At 51.4% G+C, this 19072-nt stretch carries 20 protein-coding genes; 12 read left to right on the forward strand and 8 right to left on the reverse strand.

Going from position 1 to position 19072, the window contains the following annotated elements:
• Nucleotides 1-28: 28 nt before the first annotated feature.
• Both NT073_RS08920 and arfB read right to left on the reverse strand, forming a co-directional pair.
• On the reverse strand, nucleotides 29-712 hold the full coding sequence (locus tag NT073_RS08920) for an RNA polymerase sigma-70 factor (RefSeq protein WP_297371966.1): 684 nt from the start codon (nucleotides 710-712) through the stop codon (nucleotides 29-31).
• A 108-nt stretch (nucleotides 713-820) separates the two neighbouring features.
• On the reverse strand, nucleotides 821-1222 hold the full coding sequence (arfB, locus tag NT073_RS08925) for an alternative ribosome rescue aminoacyl-tRNA hydrolase ArfB (RefSeq protein WP_297371969.1): 402 nt from the start codon (nucleotides 1220-1222) through the stop codon (nucleotides 821-823).
• 205 nt (nucleotides 1223-1427) lie between these two features.
• On the opposite strand from arfB, the gene NT073_RS08930 reads away from it, so the two are divergent.
• The 6 genes from NT073_RS08930 to NT073_RS08955 all read left to right on the forward strand — a co-directional run bounded on the left by NT073_RS08930 (nucleotide 1428) and on the right by NT073_RS08955 (nucleotide 4242).
• A complete protein-coding gene (locus tag NT073_RS08930; protein WP_297371972.1) occupies nucleotides 1428-1802 on the forward strand; it encodes a hypothetical protein in 375 nt (124 codons plus the stop codon).
• Between the two features lie 17 nt (nucleotides 1803-1819).
• A complete protein-coding gene (locus NT073_RS08935; protein WP_297371975.1) occupies nucleotides 1820-2533 on the forward strand; it encodes a hypothetical protein in 714 nt (237 codons plus the stop codon).
• Nucleotides 2534-2681: 148 nt separating this feature from the next.
• Complete coding sequence (locus NT073_RS08940) at nucleotides 2682-3023, forward strand: hypothetical protein (RefSeq protein WP_297371977.1); 342 nt, start codon at nucleotides 2682-2684, stop codon at nucleotides 3021-3023.
• A 108-nt stretch (nucleotides 3024-3131) separates the two neighbouring features.
• The gene (locus tag NT073_RS08945) at nucleotides 3132-3485 is read left to right on the forward strand and encodes a hypothetical protein (RefSeq protein ID WP_297371980.1); all 354 of its coding nucleotides are present in this window, start codon (nucleotides 3132-3134) and stop codon (nucleotides 3483-3485) included.
• Nucleotides 3486-3536: 51 nt separating this feature from the next.
• The gene (locus NT073_RS08950) at nucleotides 3537-3887 is read left to right on the forward strand and encodes a hypothetical protein (RefSeq protein ID WP_297371983.1); all 351 of its coding nucleotides are present in this window, start codon (nucleotides 3537-3539) and stop codon (nucleotides 3885-3887) included.
• 1 nt (nucleotide 3888) lies between these two features.
• Nucleotides 3889-4242 (forward strand): hypothetical protein, encoded by a 354-nt coding sequence (locus NT073_RS08955; protein WP_297371986.1) that lies wholly within the window; start codon nucleotides 3889-3891, stop codon nucleotides 4240-4242.
• Nucleotides 4243-4322: 80 nt separating this feature from the next.
• Here the strand turns inward: NT073_RS08955 and NT073_RS08960 are convergent, their stop codons facing one another.
• Genes NT073_RS08960 through NT073_RS08970 form a run of 3 tightly spaced genes read right to left on the reverse strand, consistent with a single transcriptional unit; the run spans nucleotide 4323 to nucleotide 7307 of the window.
• Nucleotides 4323-5558, reverse strand: coding sequence for a VCBS repeat-containing protein (locus NT073_RS08960; RefSeq protein ID WP_297371990.1), 1236 nt, complete (start codon nucleotides 5556-5558; stop codon nucleotides 4323-4325).
• Nucleotides 5559-5601: 43 nt separating this feature from the next.
• Entirely contained in the window at nucleotides 5602-6447 is an 846-nt protein-coding gene (locus NT073_RS08965; protein ID WP_297371993.1) for an MBL fold metallo-hydrolase, read from the reverse strand.
• 20 nt (nucleotides 6448-6467) lie between these two features.
• The gene (locus NT073_RS08970; protein WP_297371996.1) at nucleotides 6468-7307 is read right to left on the reverse strand and encodes an SDR family NAD(P)-dependent oxidoreductase; all 840 of its coding nucleotides are present in this window, start codon (nucleotides 7305-7307) and stop codon (nucleotides 6468-6470) included.
• 174 nt (nucleotides 7308-7481) lie between these two features.
• Between NT073_RS08970 and NT073_RS08975 the strand changes: the two genes are divergently transcribed.
• Entirely contained in the window at nucleotides 7482-8048 is a 567-nt protein-coding gene (locus tag NT073_RS08975) for a hypothetical protein (RefSeq protein ID WP_297371999.1), read from the forward strand.
• 89 nt (nucleotides 8049-8137) lie between these two features.
• The gene (locus tag NT073_RS08980) at nucleotides 8138-8617 is read left to right on the forward strand and encodes a hypothetical protein (RefSeq protein ID WP_297372002.1); all 480 of its coding nucleotides are present in this window, start codon (nucleotides 8138-8140) and stop codon (nucleotides 8615-8617) included.
• Between the two features lie 71 nt (nucleotides 8618-8688).
• Here the strand turns inward: NT073_RS08980 and NT073_RS08985 are convergent, their stop codons facing one another.
• From NT073_RS08985 to NT073_RS08995, 3 genes are all read right to left on the reverse strand, one after another.
• Nucleotides 8689-9012 (reverse strand): hypothetical protein, encoded by a 324-nt coding sequence (locus NT073_RS08985; protein ID WP_297372005.1) that lies wholly within the window; start codon nucleotides 9010-9012, stop codon nucleotides 8689-8691.
• Between the two features lie 296 nt (nucleotides 9013-9308).
• Entirely contained in the window at nucleotides 9309-9518 is a 210-nt protein-coding gene (locus tag NT073_RS08990) for a hypothetical protein (RefSeq protein WP_297372010.1), read from the reverse strand.
• A 59-nt stretch (nucleotides 9519-9577) separates the two neighbouring features.
• Nucleotides 9578-9784, reverse strand: a complete 207-nt coding sequence (locus NT073_RS08995) for a sigma factor (protein ID WP_297372014.1) — start codon at nucleotides 9782-9784, stop codon at nucleotides 9578-9580.
• A 260-nt stretch (nucleotides 9785-10044) separates the two neighbouring features.
• On the opposite strand from NT073_RS08995, the gene NT073_RS09000 reads away from it, so the two are divergent.
• The 4 genes from NT073_RS09000 (at nucleotide 10045) to NT073_RS09015 (ending at nucleotide 19013) form a co-directional block, all read left to right on the forward strand.
• Entirely contained in the window at nucleotides 10045-10584 is a 540-nt protein-coding gene (locus NT073_RS09000; RefSeq protein WP_297372017.1) for a heme NO-binding domain-containing protein, read from the forward strand.
• Between the two features lie 2 nt (nucleotides 10585-10586).
• Complete coding sequence (locus NT073_RS09005) at nucleotides 10587-13445, forward strand: PAS domain S-box protein (protein ID WP_297372021.1); 2859 nt, start codon at nucleotides 10587-10589, stop codon at nucleotides 13443-13445.
• Nucleotides 13442-14128: a LytTR family DNA-binding domain-containing protein gene (locus NT073_RS09010; protein ID WP_297372024.1), complete on the forward strand. Its 687-nt coding sequence runs from the start codon at nucleotides 13442-13444 to the stop codon at nucleotides 14126-14128. The genes NT073_RS09005 and NT073_RS09010 overlap by 4 nt, the downstream gene beginning before the upstream one ends.
• 301 nt (nucleotides 14129-14429) lie before the next feature.
• Complete coding sequence (locus NT073_RS09015) at nucleotides 14430-19013, forward strand: nitric oxide synthase oxygenase (protein ID WP_297372026.1); 4584 nt, start codon at nucleotides 14430-14432, stop codon at nucleotides 19011-19013.
• The last annotated feature ends 59 nt before the right edge of the window (nucleotides 19014-19072 follow it).

Consider the following 19072-nt stretch of genomic DNA (forward strand, 5'->3'; position numbering starts at 1 on the left):
TAAACTCCGGAACCGGATAGACGATGTATCAAAAAGGCAGAAAACGCCAAACGACCAGCCCTATCAGCAGCCAATGCTCTTTGAGTCCTTTTCGGACGGCGCCCAGCGCTTTCCCAATGTGGACTTCAACGGTTTTGATAGAGATTCCCAATTCTGTGGCAATGTCCTGGTATTTCCTGCCTTCAAAACGACTCAGCAGAAAGACCTTCCGGCACTGTGGCGGGAGCGACTCAACCAGTTCCTCTACCCGGTGCAGTACTTCCTCAAACTGTAAAACCTGATCGGGACGCTGACCGGATGCGCTTTCCGGCACGGGTGCGGTATCAAGATCGTCGAGGATTTGAAATTCCAGCCGGAGGTAGTTGTACGCTTCGTTCCGAACACTTCGGAATAGATAATAGCGATAGGAGGACGTAATGTTTTCGTAGGCCTTTGTTCTCCAGAATTTGCAGAAAACATCGCTTACCAGATCTTCGGCCGTTTCTTTTGAGTACACAAATCGAACGGCATGACTGCACAGCGCCTGATGGTAACGCCGGAAAAGTAGCTCACAACCTTTTCGGGGATCTTCACAAAATATGGCCCTAATAAACAGTTCCGGATCGCTGCCAATGAGTTTCTCGCCGGGTGAAACAACGGCCTCATCAACCGAAACGGAAGGAATTAGGGGAACGGGTTGGCCAGGAGAATCCATCAGCCGATGTACTTGCATAGCCTGTCAGGTAAACGAATCAGCCTCCGTACGAGTCAGTCGTGTACCTGTAAAGACAACTTTTTTCGAAAAACCCCTTAGTGGATTCTTAATTTTTCTCAATAAAAATCAATAATCCACTTTCTTGCGTTTTTCCTTCACATCACCCTTCTGCTTCTTTCTGGTGATACGCTCCTCTACGGCGGCTTTGGACGGTTTGGTGGCTTTGCGGGGCTTAGGCTTCTCGAAAGCCTTTTCAATGAGCCGGTAAAACTTTTTCGTTACCTTCTCTCTATTGGCCAGTTGAGTCCGCTCGGTCTGGTGTGTTAGAACCAGCTCGCCCTCGGTGGTCAGCTTATTAGCCAGTTTTTCTTCCAGAATCGCCCGTTCTTCTTCGGAGAGCAACTGCGAGTTGCGTACATCGAAACGCAGTTCGGCCTTGGTGGCTACTTTATTAACGTTCTGTCCACCGGCTCCCCCACTCCGGGCAAATTGATACTGTACTTCGGGCTGTAAACGACGGGCATCCATATCGGGCTAGGTTATCCTAAGGGCTGAACATAACAATGTGCCCATGTGGCGAACAATCACTGAACGCACGGGTTAGTTCCAAAACTAATGGATTCAAGCGTATGGCTCATTATGATCAAAAAATAGCGACCATGCTGGACGATACCCTATCCGCTCTGGGTGGTGGCTCAACCACAACCGACACAACAAAACAACAAACTGAACCATGATTGCGAAAGACCAAAACCAGATCTCCCTGATTGAGGAGACGGTAAATACCTTCGACGGGAACATTGATGAAACGACCGCAACGGACGGCCTATCGATCATTGATAAATGGCTCAACCGACTCGATTCGGTAAGCGACGAAACCACCGACGACATTGCCGAAACCCTTGAACGGTTACGTCCGGAAATTGACACTGCCCAACGGTATAATCGAATCGACAACCAGCGCATTGCCTCGGTATTACAGGAATTGATCGAGCAAACCCGGGCGGTTGCGGCCACTCCCGAAGCAAGTGCCGAACAGGAAGAGCTTTCCCAACTGATTGCCGTACTCGAAAATCTTCATCGGCAGGCAGCCAGCCAAATCAGCTAACCCTAAACACAACATCTATGGCAATTGATCAACACGCAGCTAACTTAATTGGTCTGACCGCCAAGGCCTTTAATGGCGAAACGGCAGCTATATCACCAACGGATGGCATTTCACTCATCGACAGCTGGCTCAGCTTTTTACAATCGGAGGGTTCTGCGACGTCACCCCTTGTGGATGCCCTCGGCAATCTAAAAGCCGAACTCCAGAGCGGAAATCCCAACGGCGAACATATAGAGCGAATTATAAAGGCCCTGTCCGATCAGACGAAGAAAACGGCAGCTACCGCCGATGAGGACAGCCAACCTAAGTTAACTTTCCTGGCCGAAGCCATGCAGGGATTCAGCCAGCAGCTAACGGGTAAAGCCCGGCGGGATACGTCTGGTGAGCAGGCACCCATGACCAGTACGGTTGGGGGCGAATCGACGCATAGCGGGGCGGGGGCTTCTGCCTTCGGTACATCGACCGATGACCTGACAGACCGGAACGGCGGCACCGTTAGCAGCGGCCCAACGGTTATGATGGACGACGCGGCCGATAGCGACGGTCGTTCGACCACAACCCATACACCCGACGAATCCGACGACAAAGGAAGCTCCCGGGTTGGCCCCGGTGAGAACTCGGCCGCTTCGCAGGAATCCCGGAGCGATACCGGACGGGTAGCGGGTATGGGCGTTTCGGGTGGTGCCGGTGATACAGATTATAGCCAGTCGGGAGGCCGGTCGCAGTATTAAACTTAAAACAACGAACACGATTTCAATTACGGTATAAGACAAAACAAACCGTCGCAGACCGGGTTATTGAAAGACAACAAACACCAACCGGGCGGCCATGCATTTCAGTCATAAGCAAGCCCCAACCGGTTGTTAACCTGAACAATTTATGCCTTCTCACGCATTGGATCAGCGGCTGTTTGAGCGAACAAACAACCTTACCGACGATAACAACACCGTTTTAGCGTCGCCACAGGACGGTATCGAACTTATTAATAACTGGCTGCGGGTCATTGAGGGAAACACAGCGACCCAGCTTATTGAAGCAGACTTAAAGGAACTGCGGGATGAGCTAACTCTCGACCAACCCGATGCCGACCGCGTAAAAGGCCTGCTCCTGAATCTGGCCGATAATACGGCACTAGTAGCCCAGAGCCGAAATGTACAGGAACAAACGGAGGGCAAGCTGGACGACGTAGCTTTTACGCTACGCACACTGGCCGGTCTTTAATTGGTTATTAAGTTATTGGTTATTCGTTATTAAATCATTGCCCAAACCAATAGCGATTAACCGATAACTCAACAATCAATAACGATTAACCATCAACCACTAAGCAACATGCTGGGATCAAATATTTTAGAGGAGGGTATGCTCAATGATACCCTCACGGCGTTTCGGGATAACAGCAACAGCCAGACACCTATTTCGGCCACGCAGGGCGTTATGCTTCTCGACGGCTGGCTACAGGCGCTGGATGGCGATTCGAACATCGACCAGCTGAGAGGTATGCTCAACGAACTTCGGGAGGCTTTGCAGGCATCTCAGCCCGATGAATCGTATGTTCGGCAGTTGCTGGGCAGTCTGGCCGATCAGGCGCAGACCATAGCCGAAGCCCCAACCTCCGAAGGCACCTGGACAGGTGGCCTGGTAAGCCTGTCGAAAATACTACGAAAATTCAGTATCAATCAATAACACAGCATCAACCCGGCCGATGTCGGAGCAATGCTTTTTCACTACAACATCATGGAAGGAACAGGAACAACATTAGAGCATCGGATGCTTACCGATACCCTCGGAGCTTTTGGCGATGACAACATCACCATGCTCACGCCCGAACGTGGTATACTTTTACTCGAAGGCTGGTTAAATGCCCTACCGGGCGACGTAGGTGCCGAGCGAATTATGGCTGAAATCACTACCCTCCGCGATCATCTGAAAACCGGTGATTACGATCTGGAAATGATCCGTCACTTATTGCTCAGCATGGCCAGCCATACCGCAACCCTGTCGCAGGAGCCGGTTGTTGACGGGTCCACATCCCATCAACTTACGCAGTTAGCACACGCACTGCGCAACTTTAGTAACCGCTTTTAATATGTTTACGCACGAAGAATCGTCGACACTGCTCGACTCGACCATGGCCGTTGTGAAAGGCGATCAGGCCAGCACAACCCCACAAAGTGGTACGGGTGTTATTGACCAATGGCTGGCCGAACTCAATCAGGCGGAGAACGCAAAAGACATCGCCAGTACACTCGAACAGGTAAAGACGCAGCTGAAAAGTGATCAGATAAACACCGGGGAGCTGGTCGACCTGCTGGAGACACTGGCCACCCAAACGACGCAATTCAGCATTATGATGGGACCGGAAGGCGATATGAGCACTCGGCTCGAAGCACTTTCGTCTGGCCTCCGGGCGCTGGCCGGTCAGATTGGCAATAAAGAGTGAACCGAGTTGTAGTACCGACCGTCCCGGTCGGGTGGGTGTAATTCTATTTCTCGGCTGACCGGGACGGTCGGTACTACAACTCATCGGTTATTCCAGTAGATCAGCACATTCAGCGTGGCACGGCCAGAGGCTATCAAATCCAGATCGCCATCGCCGTCGAGGTCGGCGGCTTGCAGGTCTTCGCAGGCCATACGTACACTATCGTCCAGTAGATAACCGGTTACGCTGCCCCGCTCCTGAGGCTTAAAGAGACGGATACCCACTTTTTTATCGGCGTTGGGATTGCGCCAGCCCGCCACGATCTGGTCGCTGCCGATACCCAGGAAATCGCCACAAACGAGCGCATGACCCTGACTGAGCAGGTCGGAAAGCACACTAATCTCCTTACCGGCTTCTTTGCTTTTTACTTTTTTCAGCGAATAATTGCCGGTTTCTACCTGAAGCAGATTACCGTGCATGGGCTGGATGGTGGCAATACTTTTGCCGTTATCCAGACGCCTGATTTCGCCAATACCTGCTACCTCTTTGGTCAGCAGCGGCAGTGCATTGTTGGCGGATTCGCTATCGACGGAGCGCCATTTCTTTTTTCGCCACTGGAAAATATTCCCACCCTCCTTACTGGCGACAATCACGCCCGTAGCCGACCCATTGTCGCCGTCTTCCCAAATCTCGAAGTTATGCGTCAGGTGCATGGTTGAATCGACCAAATGCCGTTTCCAGGCTCCACGCGGGTCTTTCGGAAATTCATACCCCCAAATTCTGACACCCCGGCCTTCGCCGTTTTTGTTACCCAACCCGTGCAGCGGTACCACAATTAACTGATAACTGTCTTTGCCTACTCTGGCCCAGCGCATCCGGTGGGTAGTTACTTCGTGCGGCAACCGAACGGGCTCCCAGAGTTGGGTCGGGTCCTGCGGACGTACGAGGTAAAAAACGGCTCCGGATTTCGTACTGTCGCTGGTTTCGGCGGGATTCCAGCCAGCACCAACGGCTACTTCCACACGCCCGTCGCCGTCCAGATCGCGGGCGGCAATGCACACGTTATCCTGCGGAGTCAAATTGGCGGCCATCACGTGCCGTTGCCAGGTACTGGCCTTATTGCCAGGATTTTTGTACCAGACAATCTCTTTCTGGTCGGCCAGCAGAATATCGGGAAGCCGGTCGCCATCGACATCCCCAATGGCCAGCCCATACCCGATACTGATCTGGTTATCGACAACCTGAATCTTGAAATTAAGGCCATTAGCCGATGGTGTAGCCGTTTGGGCCAGCAGTGGCGAGGCCGTCAGTAAGCACAGCAACAAAGCGTTTTTCATAGCGGTTATGGGTATGCCTGACAAAGTCAGGTAAATAAGGGTTCTACCGGGCCAGACTGACTCGTTCGCCCAGTTGCATAACGCGGTACGGCGTCCCCTGCTGTTCACAGGCGTTTACAAAATCGGTCGGGTCGGCAGTGTTAAATTCAAACAGGTCGTAGTGGTGCGGGATCACCAGTTTAGCACCAATGCTGCGTCCGAGCCGGGCGGCTTCATCGGGGTTGAGGTTACCCGCCACGCGTCGTTCGGGTTTATTGCCGTTGATGGGCAAAAACGCCACATCGACCTGAAACGGGCGCAACACATCTTCCATACCGTCGTACCAGAGCGTATCGCCGGAATGATACACCCGATACCCACCAATTTCTATTACGAAGCCCATGTACCTGCAACGGCCCTCGGCATCGCGTTCGAGTTCGTTATGAGCCGCCGGAACGCCGTGGAACACAAACGGCCCTATGCTACCTGTTTGCCCGTCGTTCATGCCAATGGGCCAGTCCGGGCCGGTCTTGAGCCGGTCGGCAACAAACGCCCGATTTGCTTCAGGGATCACAAACGCAAGCGCCGGATTAGCGGCTATGAGGGGGAGCAGCGTTTCGGCATCGAGGTGATCGGTATGGTTATGGCTGGACGTTACTACATCAATCCCCTTCAGCCGTCCGGGCTCAATTACGCGTTCCGACAGCCGTACGTGCGGCTTATCGGTTTCGGCATATTTGCGGGATAGCGAATCGGACAGGTAGGGGTCAAACAGAAGCTGACGGCCTTTGTGCTGGAGCAAGAAACCACTCTGACCGAGCCACCAGATGGATAGCGTATCGGTTTGGTTCCTGGCCGATTCAATATCGGCGAGCAACGCATCGTCTTTTTGGAAAGCAGGTTTAAGCATAAGTATCGGTCTTACAACGTTTAAATCCGGGCAAGTACCCAGTCGAGCGTTCGGGCGGGTAACAGGCGCGAGATAATCCAGCCCATGAGTTTGCCGGGCACCAGCGCATAACGGATACGCGGACTGGGCGTTTCGTGAATGTCTACGATACGCTCACCCAGGTAATCAATGGAAAAGCCCCGATTTTCGGCGGCTTCAACCTGCTTCAAAAAGCGTTTCATGGCGGGATAATAAGGCGTGTCGGCATAGGGGCGTATGTCGGTCCCTTTACCCCAGATGGGTGTTTTGACCGCGCCGGGCCCCACAATGATCACTTTTATACCAAACAGCCTCACTTCCCGGCGCAGGCTATGCGAGAGTCCTTCCACCGCGTGTTTCGAGCCGACATACGCACCCATGAACGGAATGGCCACCTGCCCGTTTACCGAGCTAATGTTCTGAATCCGCCCCGGTTCGACGGGGTGATCATTACGGGCACCCAACAAGGGTAAAAAGGCCTGCGTTACCTGAATGAGACCCAGCACGTTTACCTCAAAATGCTGGCGGATCGTGTTTATTGGCTGATTTTGCAATGGTCCACCAATGGCGATCCCGGCATTATTGATAAGCCCGCCCAGGCCACTGCCGACCAGCCGTTCGGTGAGGAAACGGGCCGCAGCCACCACCGCATCGGCATCGGTTACGTCGAAGAGAAGTGGTACAAACAAGTCACCAAACTCAGCCTGCAACCGATCGGCGTCGGTTTGCGTTCGAACGCTGCCAAAAACGGTATAGCCACGCTCCACAAACTTCCGGGCGGCACCATAGCCAATGCCGGTTGAGACACCGGTAATCAGAATATTCTTGCTGACAGGTTTCATATCGTAAAGCTACACGGAATGACGGAGCGATTAGCGCATTCGGACGTTTCAGTCTGGCGAAAAAACAGTAACTGCTACTTCGGGTAAACATACTTGGACTGCCATCAACAAACGCAGGAAAATTGACGTTATGCAGTAAAAAAGCAAAAGACTGAACGAGAAAACAGGGCACTCATGCAGGACATAGAACCTTTCTACGGCTGGGAAAAATATTACAACGCATCGGAAGACGAGCGGTCTCCGTTTCACGAACGGGAGTATAACATGCAGCAGTACGAGAACAATATCTACGGCTATTATATTCACCCCTTATGGGATGAAATTGGCTCAGAAACGCTTTATTGCAAGATTTTATTCGCGAATTACGACCGCCAGTTTGTGGTAATCGAGCTGTTTGGCGAGTGGAATGACACGCTCCACAACGACATTATGTACCTGAAACGTCAGGTGATCGACCCGCTGGTGCACGAAAACATCAAGTACTTCATTCTCATCAGCGAGAACATCCTGAATTTTCATGGCTCGGATGATTCTTATTACGAAGAGTGGTTTGAAGATGTAGAAGACGGCTGGATTGCGGCCATTCACTCGCCGGAGTTCATTGAGCGGGAATGGAAAAAATACCACCTCGACTATTACATAAACTTTGGCGGGACGCTGGATATTGCCAACTGGCGAACGCTTAAACCCGCTGGTCTCTTCGAGCTGGTCAACAACCTGATTATACGCCGGATCGGGTAAGAGATTTATGTCCTTTCTTACGTTTCCTTTTGCTTTTACCCGGGCTTCTGAGCAATTTTAGCCTGTTACAAATCCCACAAGGTACTCTCATGGAAAACAACGAAAAACCAAAGGCGGCCGAAGCCGCAGAGGCTGCCAAAGCAACGGCAGCCGAGAAACTGGAAGCATTTAAAGTGGAAGCGGGTCAACACCTGGCGACAGCCGCAGCCCAACTCGACGAACTGAAAGACAAACTGGTAGCGCAGGCCCAGGAATTTGGAAAGGACATTGATATTGACGGATTGAAAGCAAAGGCTACTGAGCACTTCGAAGCCGCCAAGGCCTCTACCGCCGAAAATCTGGCAACGCTACAGGCTCAGGCTGAAACGGCGTTTGCTGCGGCATCGGCCAAAGCAGAGGAGTTGTCGGATGTGGCCGAGGATAAGTTTGACGAAGTGAAAGCAGAAGCCGCCGTCCAGTTGGAAGCAGCCCAACTTAAGCTGGATCAGTTGAAGGCAGAAGCCGCCCTACAAATTGAAGAGGCAAAGGAAAAAGCAAAAAGCGTTTGGCATCAGCTTTTCGGTGAGTAGACTGCACGGTAAGGGTACAAAAAAACGGAGCCTATTCTAACGAGTGGACTCCGTTTTTTATACGCTTACCCTTATTTCGGACCATGTCCACGCGGATGACCACCTGGCCCACCCGTCCCATTCATTGGTGGCGTAGCCGTACCGCTGTGCGGTGGCCCCGGAGGAGGAGTGCCAGGCCTGCCAGTTCCGCTGTGAGGTGATGTAGCCGTACCATTAAACGGTTTACCAGGTCGGCCAGTACCACTGTGCGGACCCGTTGCTGTACCGGATTCTACCGCACCCGATCGGGCCGATGCGCTGGCGTCATCGGCGGGAGTAAGGTCGTTGCTGTTTGTACAGGCGTACCCGATTAGTAAGGTAGCTGCCACGCAGCCGGCTGCAATAAATTTCTTCATTAGAAGATTGTTTAGGAAAGAATAAGCACTGATATAAGTCTGTGCAAGGGATACGCAGTCGGCCGAAAAAGCGTGGCAACGACTTTGTAAATTTTACTCCTTCCTATATTGATAACAAGCTGGCATTTAGAGCGGGCTTATCCTCTACCTATCGTAATACTACTCAATGTATGTTTTGTTGAATGATCTGTCTCTTCGTAGCAGACTCATGGAGAGCATGGAGCCTTCTAATGCATATAATACACTGGCATTTGGCACAGTTCCCAAACTTACTTGCGGGAGCGTTTCAGTCGCATCTATACGGCGCTCTCCTTCAGGTTTAACTGACTACCGATCTGGCTCACGAGCAAACCGTCTTCGTACTTCAATTTCAGCATCAGGGCGTCTTTCGGCTTAATGGCATTGAGTACACTGGAAAGTTGCTGCAATTGATAGTCTATCTTTTCAGAATCGTCCGTACTGGTGTAATAGTAGTCAATATGTTCGTCCAGCGCTACGGTTGCCATCCGCCTGGCGTGTTTAAGCTGATCGAGACAATGCTGGTTAGCCAGGTGGCAAAGGATGATCACCCCTGAAACCCATTCAGACCAGCGAACACCCGAATAAATATATCGTGGATAAAGTCCTGAGCCTGTTCCGGGTTCTTCGTGATGGCAAGACACTGTTTATAAACTTTTTTCTGGTATCGCTTGTAAAGGCTCTCGTAACAGTTGGTAACGCCGGACTGTACACATTGATTTAGTAGCTCTTCATCGCTTAGATTAAGTTTCATAACCCAGTCAAGTTTTGTCTATTTTGGCATAAGCGCGTTATATATAATATTAAAACTTGTCAAAAAATACAATTTAAAATCCAAATTTTCGACAAAACGTTAATTTCACCAGCTTTTTGGTAGAGTATTCATATTTTTGGTAATTTTAAGTTATAAACAATGTTTATCAGCGGAATACTTTGTTACTATATTGCAGACTAGAATCACATATTATACATCCATATACGTACTCACCTATTACTTTTCAGGCTTCTACCTTAATGAAAGGAATCGTTTTCACCGAATTTCTAGAAATGATCGAAGACAAGTTCGGTTATGCGTTGGTTGACCAATTGCTGGAGGAGAGTGACCTCCCGTCAGGAGGGATATACACCGCTATCGGAACCTATAACCATGCCGAAATTATTACGTTGGTTAAACTTCTGAGCCAGAAGACAAATGTGGACGAATCGGATTTACTGCGCTCGTATGGCCAGTACATGTTTTCGGCCTTTACCCGAAGCTATCGCCCGTTTGTTGATCGATCCGCTTCAGCCTTCGACTTGCTTAGTTCAGTTCAGCACTATATCCATGTTGAAGTAAGAAAATTATACCCAGACGCAGAACTCCCCCATTTTGCCATCGACCAACCGTCGGTCAACCACCTTCGTATGCATTACACATCGGAGCGCAAGCTATCTGATTTTGCCCACGGATTGATTGAAGGCTGTCTGGCAAACTTTGGTGAACGGGCCACAATCGTTAAAACGAATCTTATTGAAGACGGAAGTCAGGTTTTATTTGACATTGTGAAAGCGTAATTATGGAGGAAGAGATCGAGCTGCTAAAAAGGAGACTTGTTCGCGAAAAAACGGCCCGTCTGCAAGCTGAAGCCATTCTGGAGAAAAAGGCATTGGCGCTCTACAACGCCAATGAGCAGCTATTGCACCTGAATGAAAATCTGGAGCAGCAGATTCGGGACAAACTGGCCGAACTCCGGGAAAGTGAGCAACGCTATCGCCAGCTTATTGAATCCGTTCAGGATATAATCTATAAAGTTTCACCCAATGGCTTCTTTACGTTTGTCAGCCCCGTTGTTGAAAAACTGCTGGGCTATACGGAAGAGGAGTTTCTAAACAGTCATTTCACATCGGTTGTCAAGCCGGGCTACCGGAAAGTGCTCATCGACTTTTACCGGACCATGATGTCCGAGCGGCAGGACAGCACCTATATTGAGTTTCCGGTGTTGGCTAAAGATGGCCGCACGGTTTGGATTGGACAGACAGTCAGGCTCATCGAAACGTATGGCCAGATTGAAGAACTGGTAGCAGTAGCCAGGGATATTTCGGACCGCAAACTCGCCGAAATGGAGCTGGAAACTACCCAAACCCGGCTTTCTACACTCATCACCAATTTACAGTCGGGGGTAATGGTGGAGGACGAACGAGGGCGGGTTATCCTGGCCAACGCGCTCTTCTGCGATATTTTTCAGCTTCCGCTCACCCCCGATCAACTCGTAGGATACGACTGCACGGAAGCCCGCCAGCAGGTAAAGCAACTCTTCGCTCAGCCGGAACAGTTTATCAGCCGGATGGACGAACTTCTCACCGGCCGACAGGCGTGTGTTGGTGAAGAAATCAGCATGGCCAATGGCCGTATTCTGGAACTCGATTACATCCCGATCTTCCTGGATGCCAGCCAGTACATGGGGCATCTGTGGAAATATACCGATGTCACGGAGAAGTACATGGCCCGTGAGCTTATCCGGCGTAGTGAAGAAAAATACCGGGGAATTATGAACAACATGGAGTTGGGGCTCTTTGAAGTTGATAATGACCAGATCATTGTGCGGTCTTATGAGCGCTGCTGTCAAATGCTGGGTTACTCGGAAGCCGAAATGGTGGGCAAGAATGCAATCGATCTTCTGGTACCCGCCGAATTCGTGGGAATTGTTGAGCGGCAGCAGCAGGAACGGCAGCAGGGCATCGCCGGATCGTACGAACTCCAGCTCACCAAAAAAGATGGCAGCCGCATCTGGGTGCTGGTTAGTGGCGTACCAATTCAGGATGAACACGGTACGGTAGTGGGCTCCATGAGCATTCACTACGACATGAACGAGCGAAAGCAGCTGGAACATGAGCTGGCCCGCGCCAAACAGTATGCCGAAGAAGCGCAGCAGGCAGAGAAGCAATTCTTTGCCAACATGAGCCACGAAATCAGAACCCCGCTCAACGCCATCATCGGCATGTCGCACCTGTTGTACGACACCCAGCCCAGTACGCAGCAACGCGAGTACATCAATATTCTGAAAACCTCCGCCGACTTTTTGCACAGCCTCATCTCCGACCTGCTGGACATGACCAAAATAGAGGCTGGCCAGATTGAGGTTCACGCCCGGCCGTTCGATCTGGCAGGTTTGCTCCGAAGTACCCAGAAAGTATTCGAGATGAAACTTCAGGGTCGGCCCATTTCGATTGATGTCCTGCTGGACACCCGTATCACCAATGCCTTTATCGGCGATGATGTGATGCTGAACCAGATCATAATGAACCTGGTTGGCAACGCCGAGAAGTTTACGGAAGAGGGGCAGATCCAGATTATAGGCAAAGTCAAAAAGGAGGAAGCCGATAAAAGCTGGATCGAATTTACCGTCTCAGACACGGGTGTGGGCATTCCGGCCGATAAGATTGATCTCGTCTTTCAAAAGTTCAAACAGGTTAACTCCCAGGGATATAAACATAAAGGTACGGGACTGGGGCTGGCCATTACCAAAGAACTCGTTGAGCTTCAGGGCGGAACCATATCGGTGAGAAGTCAGGAAGGCGTCGGCAGCTCATTTACATTTATTATCCCTTATACGAAATCGAAAGTTCAGGTCGAGCAGAAAAACAATGTCGACAAGCAGCTTGTTATGGCTGAGGAGTTAAAAACATGCTCCGTACTGGTTGTTGAGGATAACCTCATGAACCAAACTTACATTGGCAATTTGCTTACGAAATGGAATGTCCCTCATATAATGGCTTCGGATGGGAAGCAGGCGGTTGAACAGGCCAAAAAACAGCCATTCGATATTATTCTGATGGATATTCAGATGCCCATCATGAATGGGTACGAAGCCACAGTTGCCATTCGTAGTACCCAGAACCCCAATCAACATGCGCCCATTATTGCGCTTACCGCATCAGCCATGCTCGATCATAAGAGTATAGCGATGGAAGCCGGTATGAGCGACTTTCTGACCAAACCTTTTGAACCGGCTCAGCTCCTGTCCATTTTACAGCGTTTTGCCCCATCGGCAACGATTGACAGCGAAGGGTGTATTCTGTTCCATAAAGCACTGGACCGGAAACGTTTATCGGACCTGTATGGTACGGATGCCGCTTATGCGTCGGAAATGTTCTCCCTCTTTTTGACCGACGTGGTACCCGACATACGCACGTTGCCGGGCTTGTGCGCAGCACAAAACTGGCCGGTTCTGGCAAATGCCACCCACCGGCTGAAACCAACATTGGCTATGGTAGGGCTTTCGACGCTGGAAGAGAGAATGAGGCAACTGGAGAAGAAAGCCCGGCAGGATGAAGACAAAAGCAGGCTGGAGGCCGACTGCCATAGTTTTGTTGATGAACTAGATAAGATGATACCCATTCTGGAAACAGAATTACAAATGCTTTCCCAGCTATGAGGCTCAATTGTATAATTGTGGAAGATGAGGCTATGTCTCGCAAAGCGCTTCAGCGGCTTTGCGAGCAGCATAACTCACTACACCTGTCAGGCGTATTTGATAATGCAAGGAGTGCGCTCGACTATCTGGCAGACCAGACTGTCGATCTAATCTGGCTGGACGTTGAAATGCCCGGATTGTCGGGGTTTGATTTACTGGAGCAGCTTCCTTCCATTCCGTATGTTATTCTGACAACCGGCAAAATAGAATATGCTTTCGAAGCTTTTCAGTATAACGTAACGGACTACCTCAAAAAACCACTCACTTTACCCAGGTTTAACCTGGCCGTTGAGAAAGTGCTGGAATTAAACGCACGCTCAAGAATGGGCGATAGTCGCAAAGAGATTTACATCAAAACAGATGGCCGTTATATTCGGCTGCCCTTCGAGACTATAACATATATTGAAAACATCGGTGATTATGTGAAGATTTTCACTGCCACCCAAACTCATATCGTTTACACAACCATGAAATACCTGGAAGAAAAGCTGGGTAAGCAATTTCTGCGTGTGCATCGCTCCTATATCGTTCATCTCGACAAGATTGTAGATATTGAGGATAATACATTGGTCATCAACAACAAAGTAATCCCGATTAGCCGTGCCAATAAACCAGAACTAATGAATCGCCTGAATCTACTTTAGTCGGATTTTCACTGCATCAGTTTACGGTTTCCGGCTCCTTAGCAAACGCCTTTCACCCCGTAATCAAGGAGAAAAAAGCCTTATATTAAATTTACATCTACTTTATTTCAATTAATCATATATTTATTATAAATTATTATTAATAACGCGCACTAACTAAAAAAGGCCTTTCTACGCTACTACGGTTTACTTTAGTAGATAAGTAGTAAATTATCTGCGGTGAGCGTAAATTGAGTTCTTCCTATCCAGCACTTTTTCCTGATTTATACGATACCGGATACATAAAGCCGTTCATACTACTGTGCCAACCTCTACCAGAAAGTACGCTGAAGACGCCATATCTGACCCAGTACATACCATCCGAATCACGGAAGTAGTCGCTACCGGCTACCCCGAAAATGGCTATGTATATCGCGGAACGATTCAGGCGCTAAATACAACCGGAACAAGTTTAGGCGAACAACTCCTACAGACAAGGCGCAAACCCGAATGGCTCGTCAATGGACGGCATCGGGGAGAGGGCACCCTTTGGCTGAGCCTGCAATACCGGCATGAAGATGAACACCACTGGCAATCGATGGCTCCGGTGGCAATTACGCTGCCTGCCCCAAACGATGACCAAAGTAGCACGGATACTTACTTACCTTTGCAGGGCTGGAATGAAGCTCCTCATATGCAGGTACGCATCCGGCTCACGAAAGAGCAAGCCGACGACCGCGTCGAGACTCCATTAATGTATTCAACAAACGATACAGCGCAGCCCTCCGTAACAGGCTGTCCTTTTTTTGCGCCTAAAACGACACCGGCTCCTCCGGTGCCCTACCCGGTAACCAGCGAGAGCCAACCAGCCGGGAAGCCGGACGATAGTACGTTCACTGGTCAGCTGACGGCACCTGAGCAGGTGCTCGTAAAAGACATCTGGAACAAGTTCATGGCTTATCAGGATATGCTCATCGAACTGTTTGTTGAGCGGCTTCTGCACGAAGAACCGGAACTTATCAACCACTTTGGCGACGCCATTGACCTGGTACCCGCCTATTTTGCCAGCCTTTTCGATGTAAGCGTTCGGCAGCTTCTGCCGCGTACGGAGCAGATGCCGCACACAAGCACACGGGGTATCTACCCTAAGCCGACAGAGGACTCCAAACCAGTCGACGAGTACGTAGCTCTCCTGACCGACCTTGGCATGAGACCCAGTCATTGGCTCACCGCCCGCCGGGTCTGGTCCTGGACGCTGGTACAGATACCGCACCTGGAGGAGTATGACCTGGAAAACCTCAGCAAGGGAAGCGGTTCGGCCATGTACCGTTTCTTCACGGGGGCCATTCTTACCCCCGCGCTGGACGCAACCCGGCGGTATGCAGAAGCGCTTACCCCGGACATGATTCGCCAGATGCGTCAGGTTGGTGATCAACTGTCGGAAAACGCCCGCGTGATAGGAACGGACTTCTACCATGCCCTCTTCCAGACCCATCCGGAAATCATTCCGTACTTTAACCGGACCGACCTGGATAGCCTGACGGAGCATTTAATGCTGGCTGTTGGCTTCCTGGTGCGGTCGCTGGATAATGGCCTCGACATTACACACGAGTTACGCGAGTTAAGCCAGATTCATACCAACTTCTCGGTGCCGCCCGATGCCTATCCCAAGCTGGTTGGCCCCCTGCTTACCATCCTGCGGAAGCATATACCCGGTTTCAGTACAGAACAGGAAGAGGCTTGGGTCATTCTGCTCAACCGGGTGACCAACGTACTTCGCCAGCCAATGATCAACCAGCAGCGGGTTTTGACGCAGGCGAAGGAATACATAGACCAGATCAGCGTTGAACTGGCCTGGGACACGGCCGACTACGAACGCCGGTGGGAGGAGATTGAACGGGAAGTGCTGGCCACCGGGAGCTATACGCATACCTACGAAGAACTGGCCTATGGTGCCCAGCTCGCCTGGCGTAATGCATCCAAATGTATCGGTCGAATCTCATGGCGCAACATGGTGGTACGTGACTTACGACACGTTACCGACCCCGACGAGATGTTTCGCGAATGCGCCGAACATCTGCGCATGGCCACCAACGGGGGAAATGTGCAGATTGTCATGAATGTGTTCCGCCCCAAAAAGCCAATGGAGCGCTGGGGACCACGCATCTGGAACAGCCAGTATATCCGATTTGCCAGCTATGAACAGCCCGACGGTACGGTACTCGGCGATAGAGCCAACCTTAAGCTAACGAAAACCCTCATCCGGCAGGGATGGGTACCGCCCACCGAAAAGACAGCCTACGACACCCTGCCTCTTGTGATCGATGTACCCGGCCAGCCCCCCCGCATGTATCAGTTCGCCGACGACGACGTACTGAAGGTACCCATCGAACACCCCAACTACCCCGCCATGACTGCGCTGGATCTGCAATGGTGCGCTATTCCCGCCATTTCTAACTTCCGGATGAACATCGGCGGGATTCAGTACGGGTGCATTCCGTTCAATGGCTGGTTCATGGAAACCGAAATTGCCCGGAATCTATGGGAAGAGGGCCGGTACGAAAAAGCGGAAGCCATTGCCAAAGCCATTGGGCTGGATACATCCAGCGAACAAACCCTGTGGCGGGATCGGGCTTTTCTGGAACTGAACATAGCCATACTACACTCTTTTTCGAAAGCGAAAGTAACGCTGGTCGATCACCAGACGGCATCGCGGCAGTTTCTGACCCACGACCAGCGCGAAAAGCGGGCTGGTCGCGAATGCCCCGCTCAATGGTCGTGGGTAGTCCCGTCGGCGGGAGGAAGCATAACGCCGGTCTGGCATCACGAAATGCGCGACTTTCACCTCAGCCCAAGCTATCACTATGCCGCCGACCGCTGGGTTGTTCTTGACGATGAATCGGCAGGTGTGGACGATGAAATGGACGTATCGGACGCGAACCGGACGGGTCAAACCCACTTTCCCGACCGAACCACCGCTCCGGCACACCGATCGCGCCGAGTTCTTATCCTGTACGGGTCGGAAACCGGAACGGCCGAGCATTTTGCCTATAGAACAGCCCGGCGGCTCAACCGCTTCCAGCCACGGGTGATGGCCCTCGATGACTATGCTATCGAGCAACTGGCTCAGGAAGACCTGCTGCTGGTCATTACCTCAACATTCAGAGAAGGGCATCTGCCGGGCAATGCCCAGAAGTTCTACGCCCGCATTCAATCCCTGCCGCAGGGTGTGTGCAGTGGCGTGAGCTTTTCCGTCATGGCTCTGGGCAGCACCGTTTACCCGCATTTCTGTGCAGCAGGCATTACGCTGGACCGCGAACTGGCCCGGGTAGGCGGCAACCGGGTGATTATGATGCATAAAGGGGATGAAATTAAAGGCCAGGCCGATACCTTTCGGCAATGGCTGGACCTCGTCGCCCGCTTACTGGGCGAAGACCTGACCAGTGCCGACCTGTCTGTCGCGGCTGAGCCCGCCCTCACGGTGTCCTTTATCGCACCCGACCAAGTGCCCCAAACGGCCCTTAAAGATCGGGCTAACGAGCAGCCCGGCTACACCGTTCCCGTAACAGCTAACCGCGAACTGCTAAAAGAAGTGATTGTCGGTAGTCGATCAACCCGGTTTATTTCCCTCGATATCAGCGGCATAGATGCAACCTACGAAACCGGCGATCATGTGGCGGTCTATCCGCTCAATTCGCCCGCTGTTGTAAACCGACTAATTACTCGACTGGACATTGATGCCAATGCCTGGTTCATAACCCCGATCATTGATGGAAACGGGGCCCCTATTCCGGGAAATCATGCGTACCCAACGCCAGTGAAGGTATGGCAGGTGCTTAGTGAAGATGTCGATCTTGCCATTCATGAGCCTTTCGATGAATTACTCGGTGCACTGCTGAAAACAGCCACCTCCGCTGTTGAGAAAGACCAGTTGGAAGTATGGCTGGCGACGCTCAAACAGCCACAGGAAGTCAACGAGATTGCCGTTACTCTAAAAAAATATATTGCCGATACCTTCCCAACGATAGCGGATCTGCTGGATGCTTTTCCGTCGGCCCGGTTGTCGTTCGCCCAGTTACTCGACGTACTGCCCCGGCAAAAACCACGATTATATTCCATTTCTTCCTGTTCGCTGGTTCACCCGAACGAAATACACCTTACGGTTGGCGTAGTTCAGGTAACGACCGATACGGGCAAGACCGTTGCCGGTTTGTGTTCCAATTATTTGGCCCGGCTGGACCCCGAACAGGGAGCCACCGTCCGAATCGCCATCCGTTCGTCGGGCTTCCGTCCGCCCCAAGTACCCCAGGCGCCTATGCTCATGGTTGGGGCGGGGACGGGTTTATCGCCCCTCGTCGGATTTTTACAGCATCGCGAAGTGCAACTTCGGGCTATGCACGAAGCCAGCTATAAACAGCGTGCCGACGATGATACCATTATTCCACTGCCAACGCACATTGGCCATGCCCGCCTGTTTTTCGGCTGCCGTAATCTGAATGATTACCTGTACCAACAAGAGTTGGAAACCTGGCACGAAGCGGGGGTGCTCACCCATCTGGACGTTGCCTTTTCGCGGCTCGACGACGAAAAAATTTACGTGCAGGACCTCATCGGGCAGCGTAGTAAGGACCTGTGGGATGTGCTGTCGCAACCCGATTGTCACTACTACATCTGTGGTGATGGCCGAATGGCGGATGCTGTATTTGAGGTATTGATGACCATCGCCAAAACAGCGGGCGGCCTTTCGCATGCCGAAGCCGTCAACTTCTTCCGGCACATGCAGGCCGAAAACCGGTTTGTGATGGATGTATGGGGAGTGCTGCTCAACGCTCGAAAATCCCTTCTGGAACTTCAGGAAACGAAGTACACGCAGGGAGAACGCTGGCTGGAACGGGTATCGGTATAAAGCGATCTAGCCCACGGCTGAGCTGGTTCGCCAGCATCCGACCGTGGGCTAGATCGCTT

It is taken from the genome of Spirosoma sp., from assembly GCF_026391055.1.
In the GTDB taxonomy this organism is placed as follows: Bacteria; Bacteroidota; Bacteroidia; order Cytophagales; family Spirosomataceae; genus Spirosoma.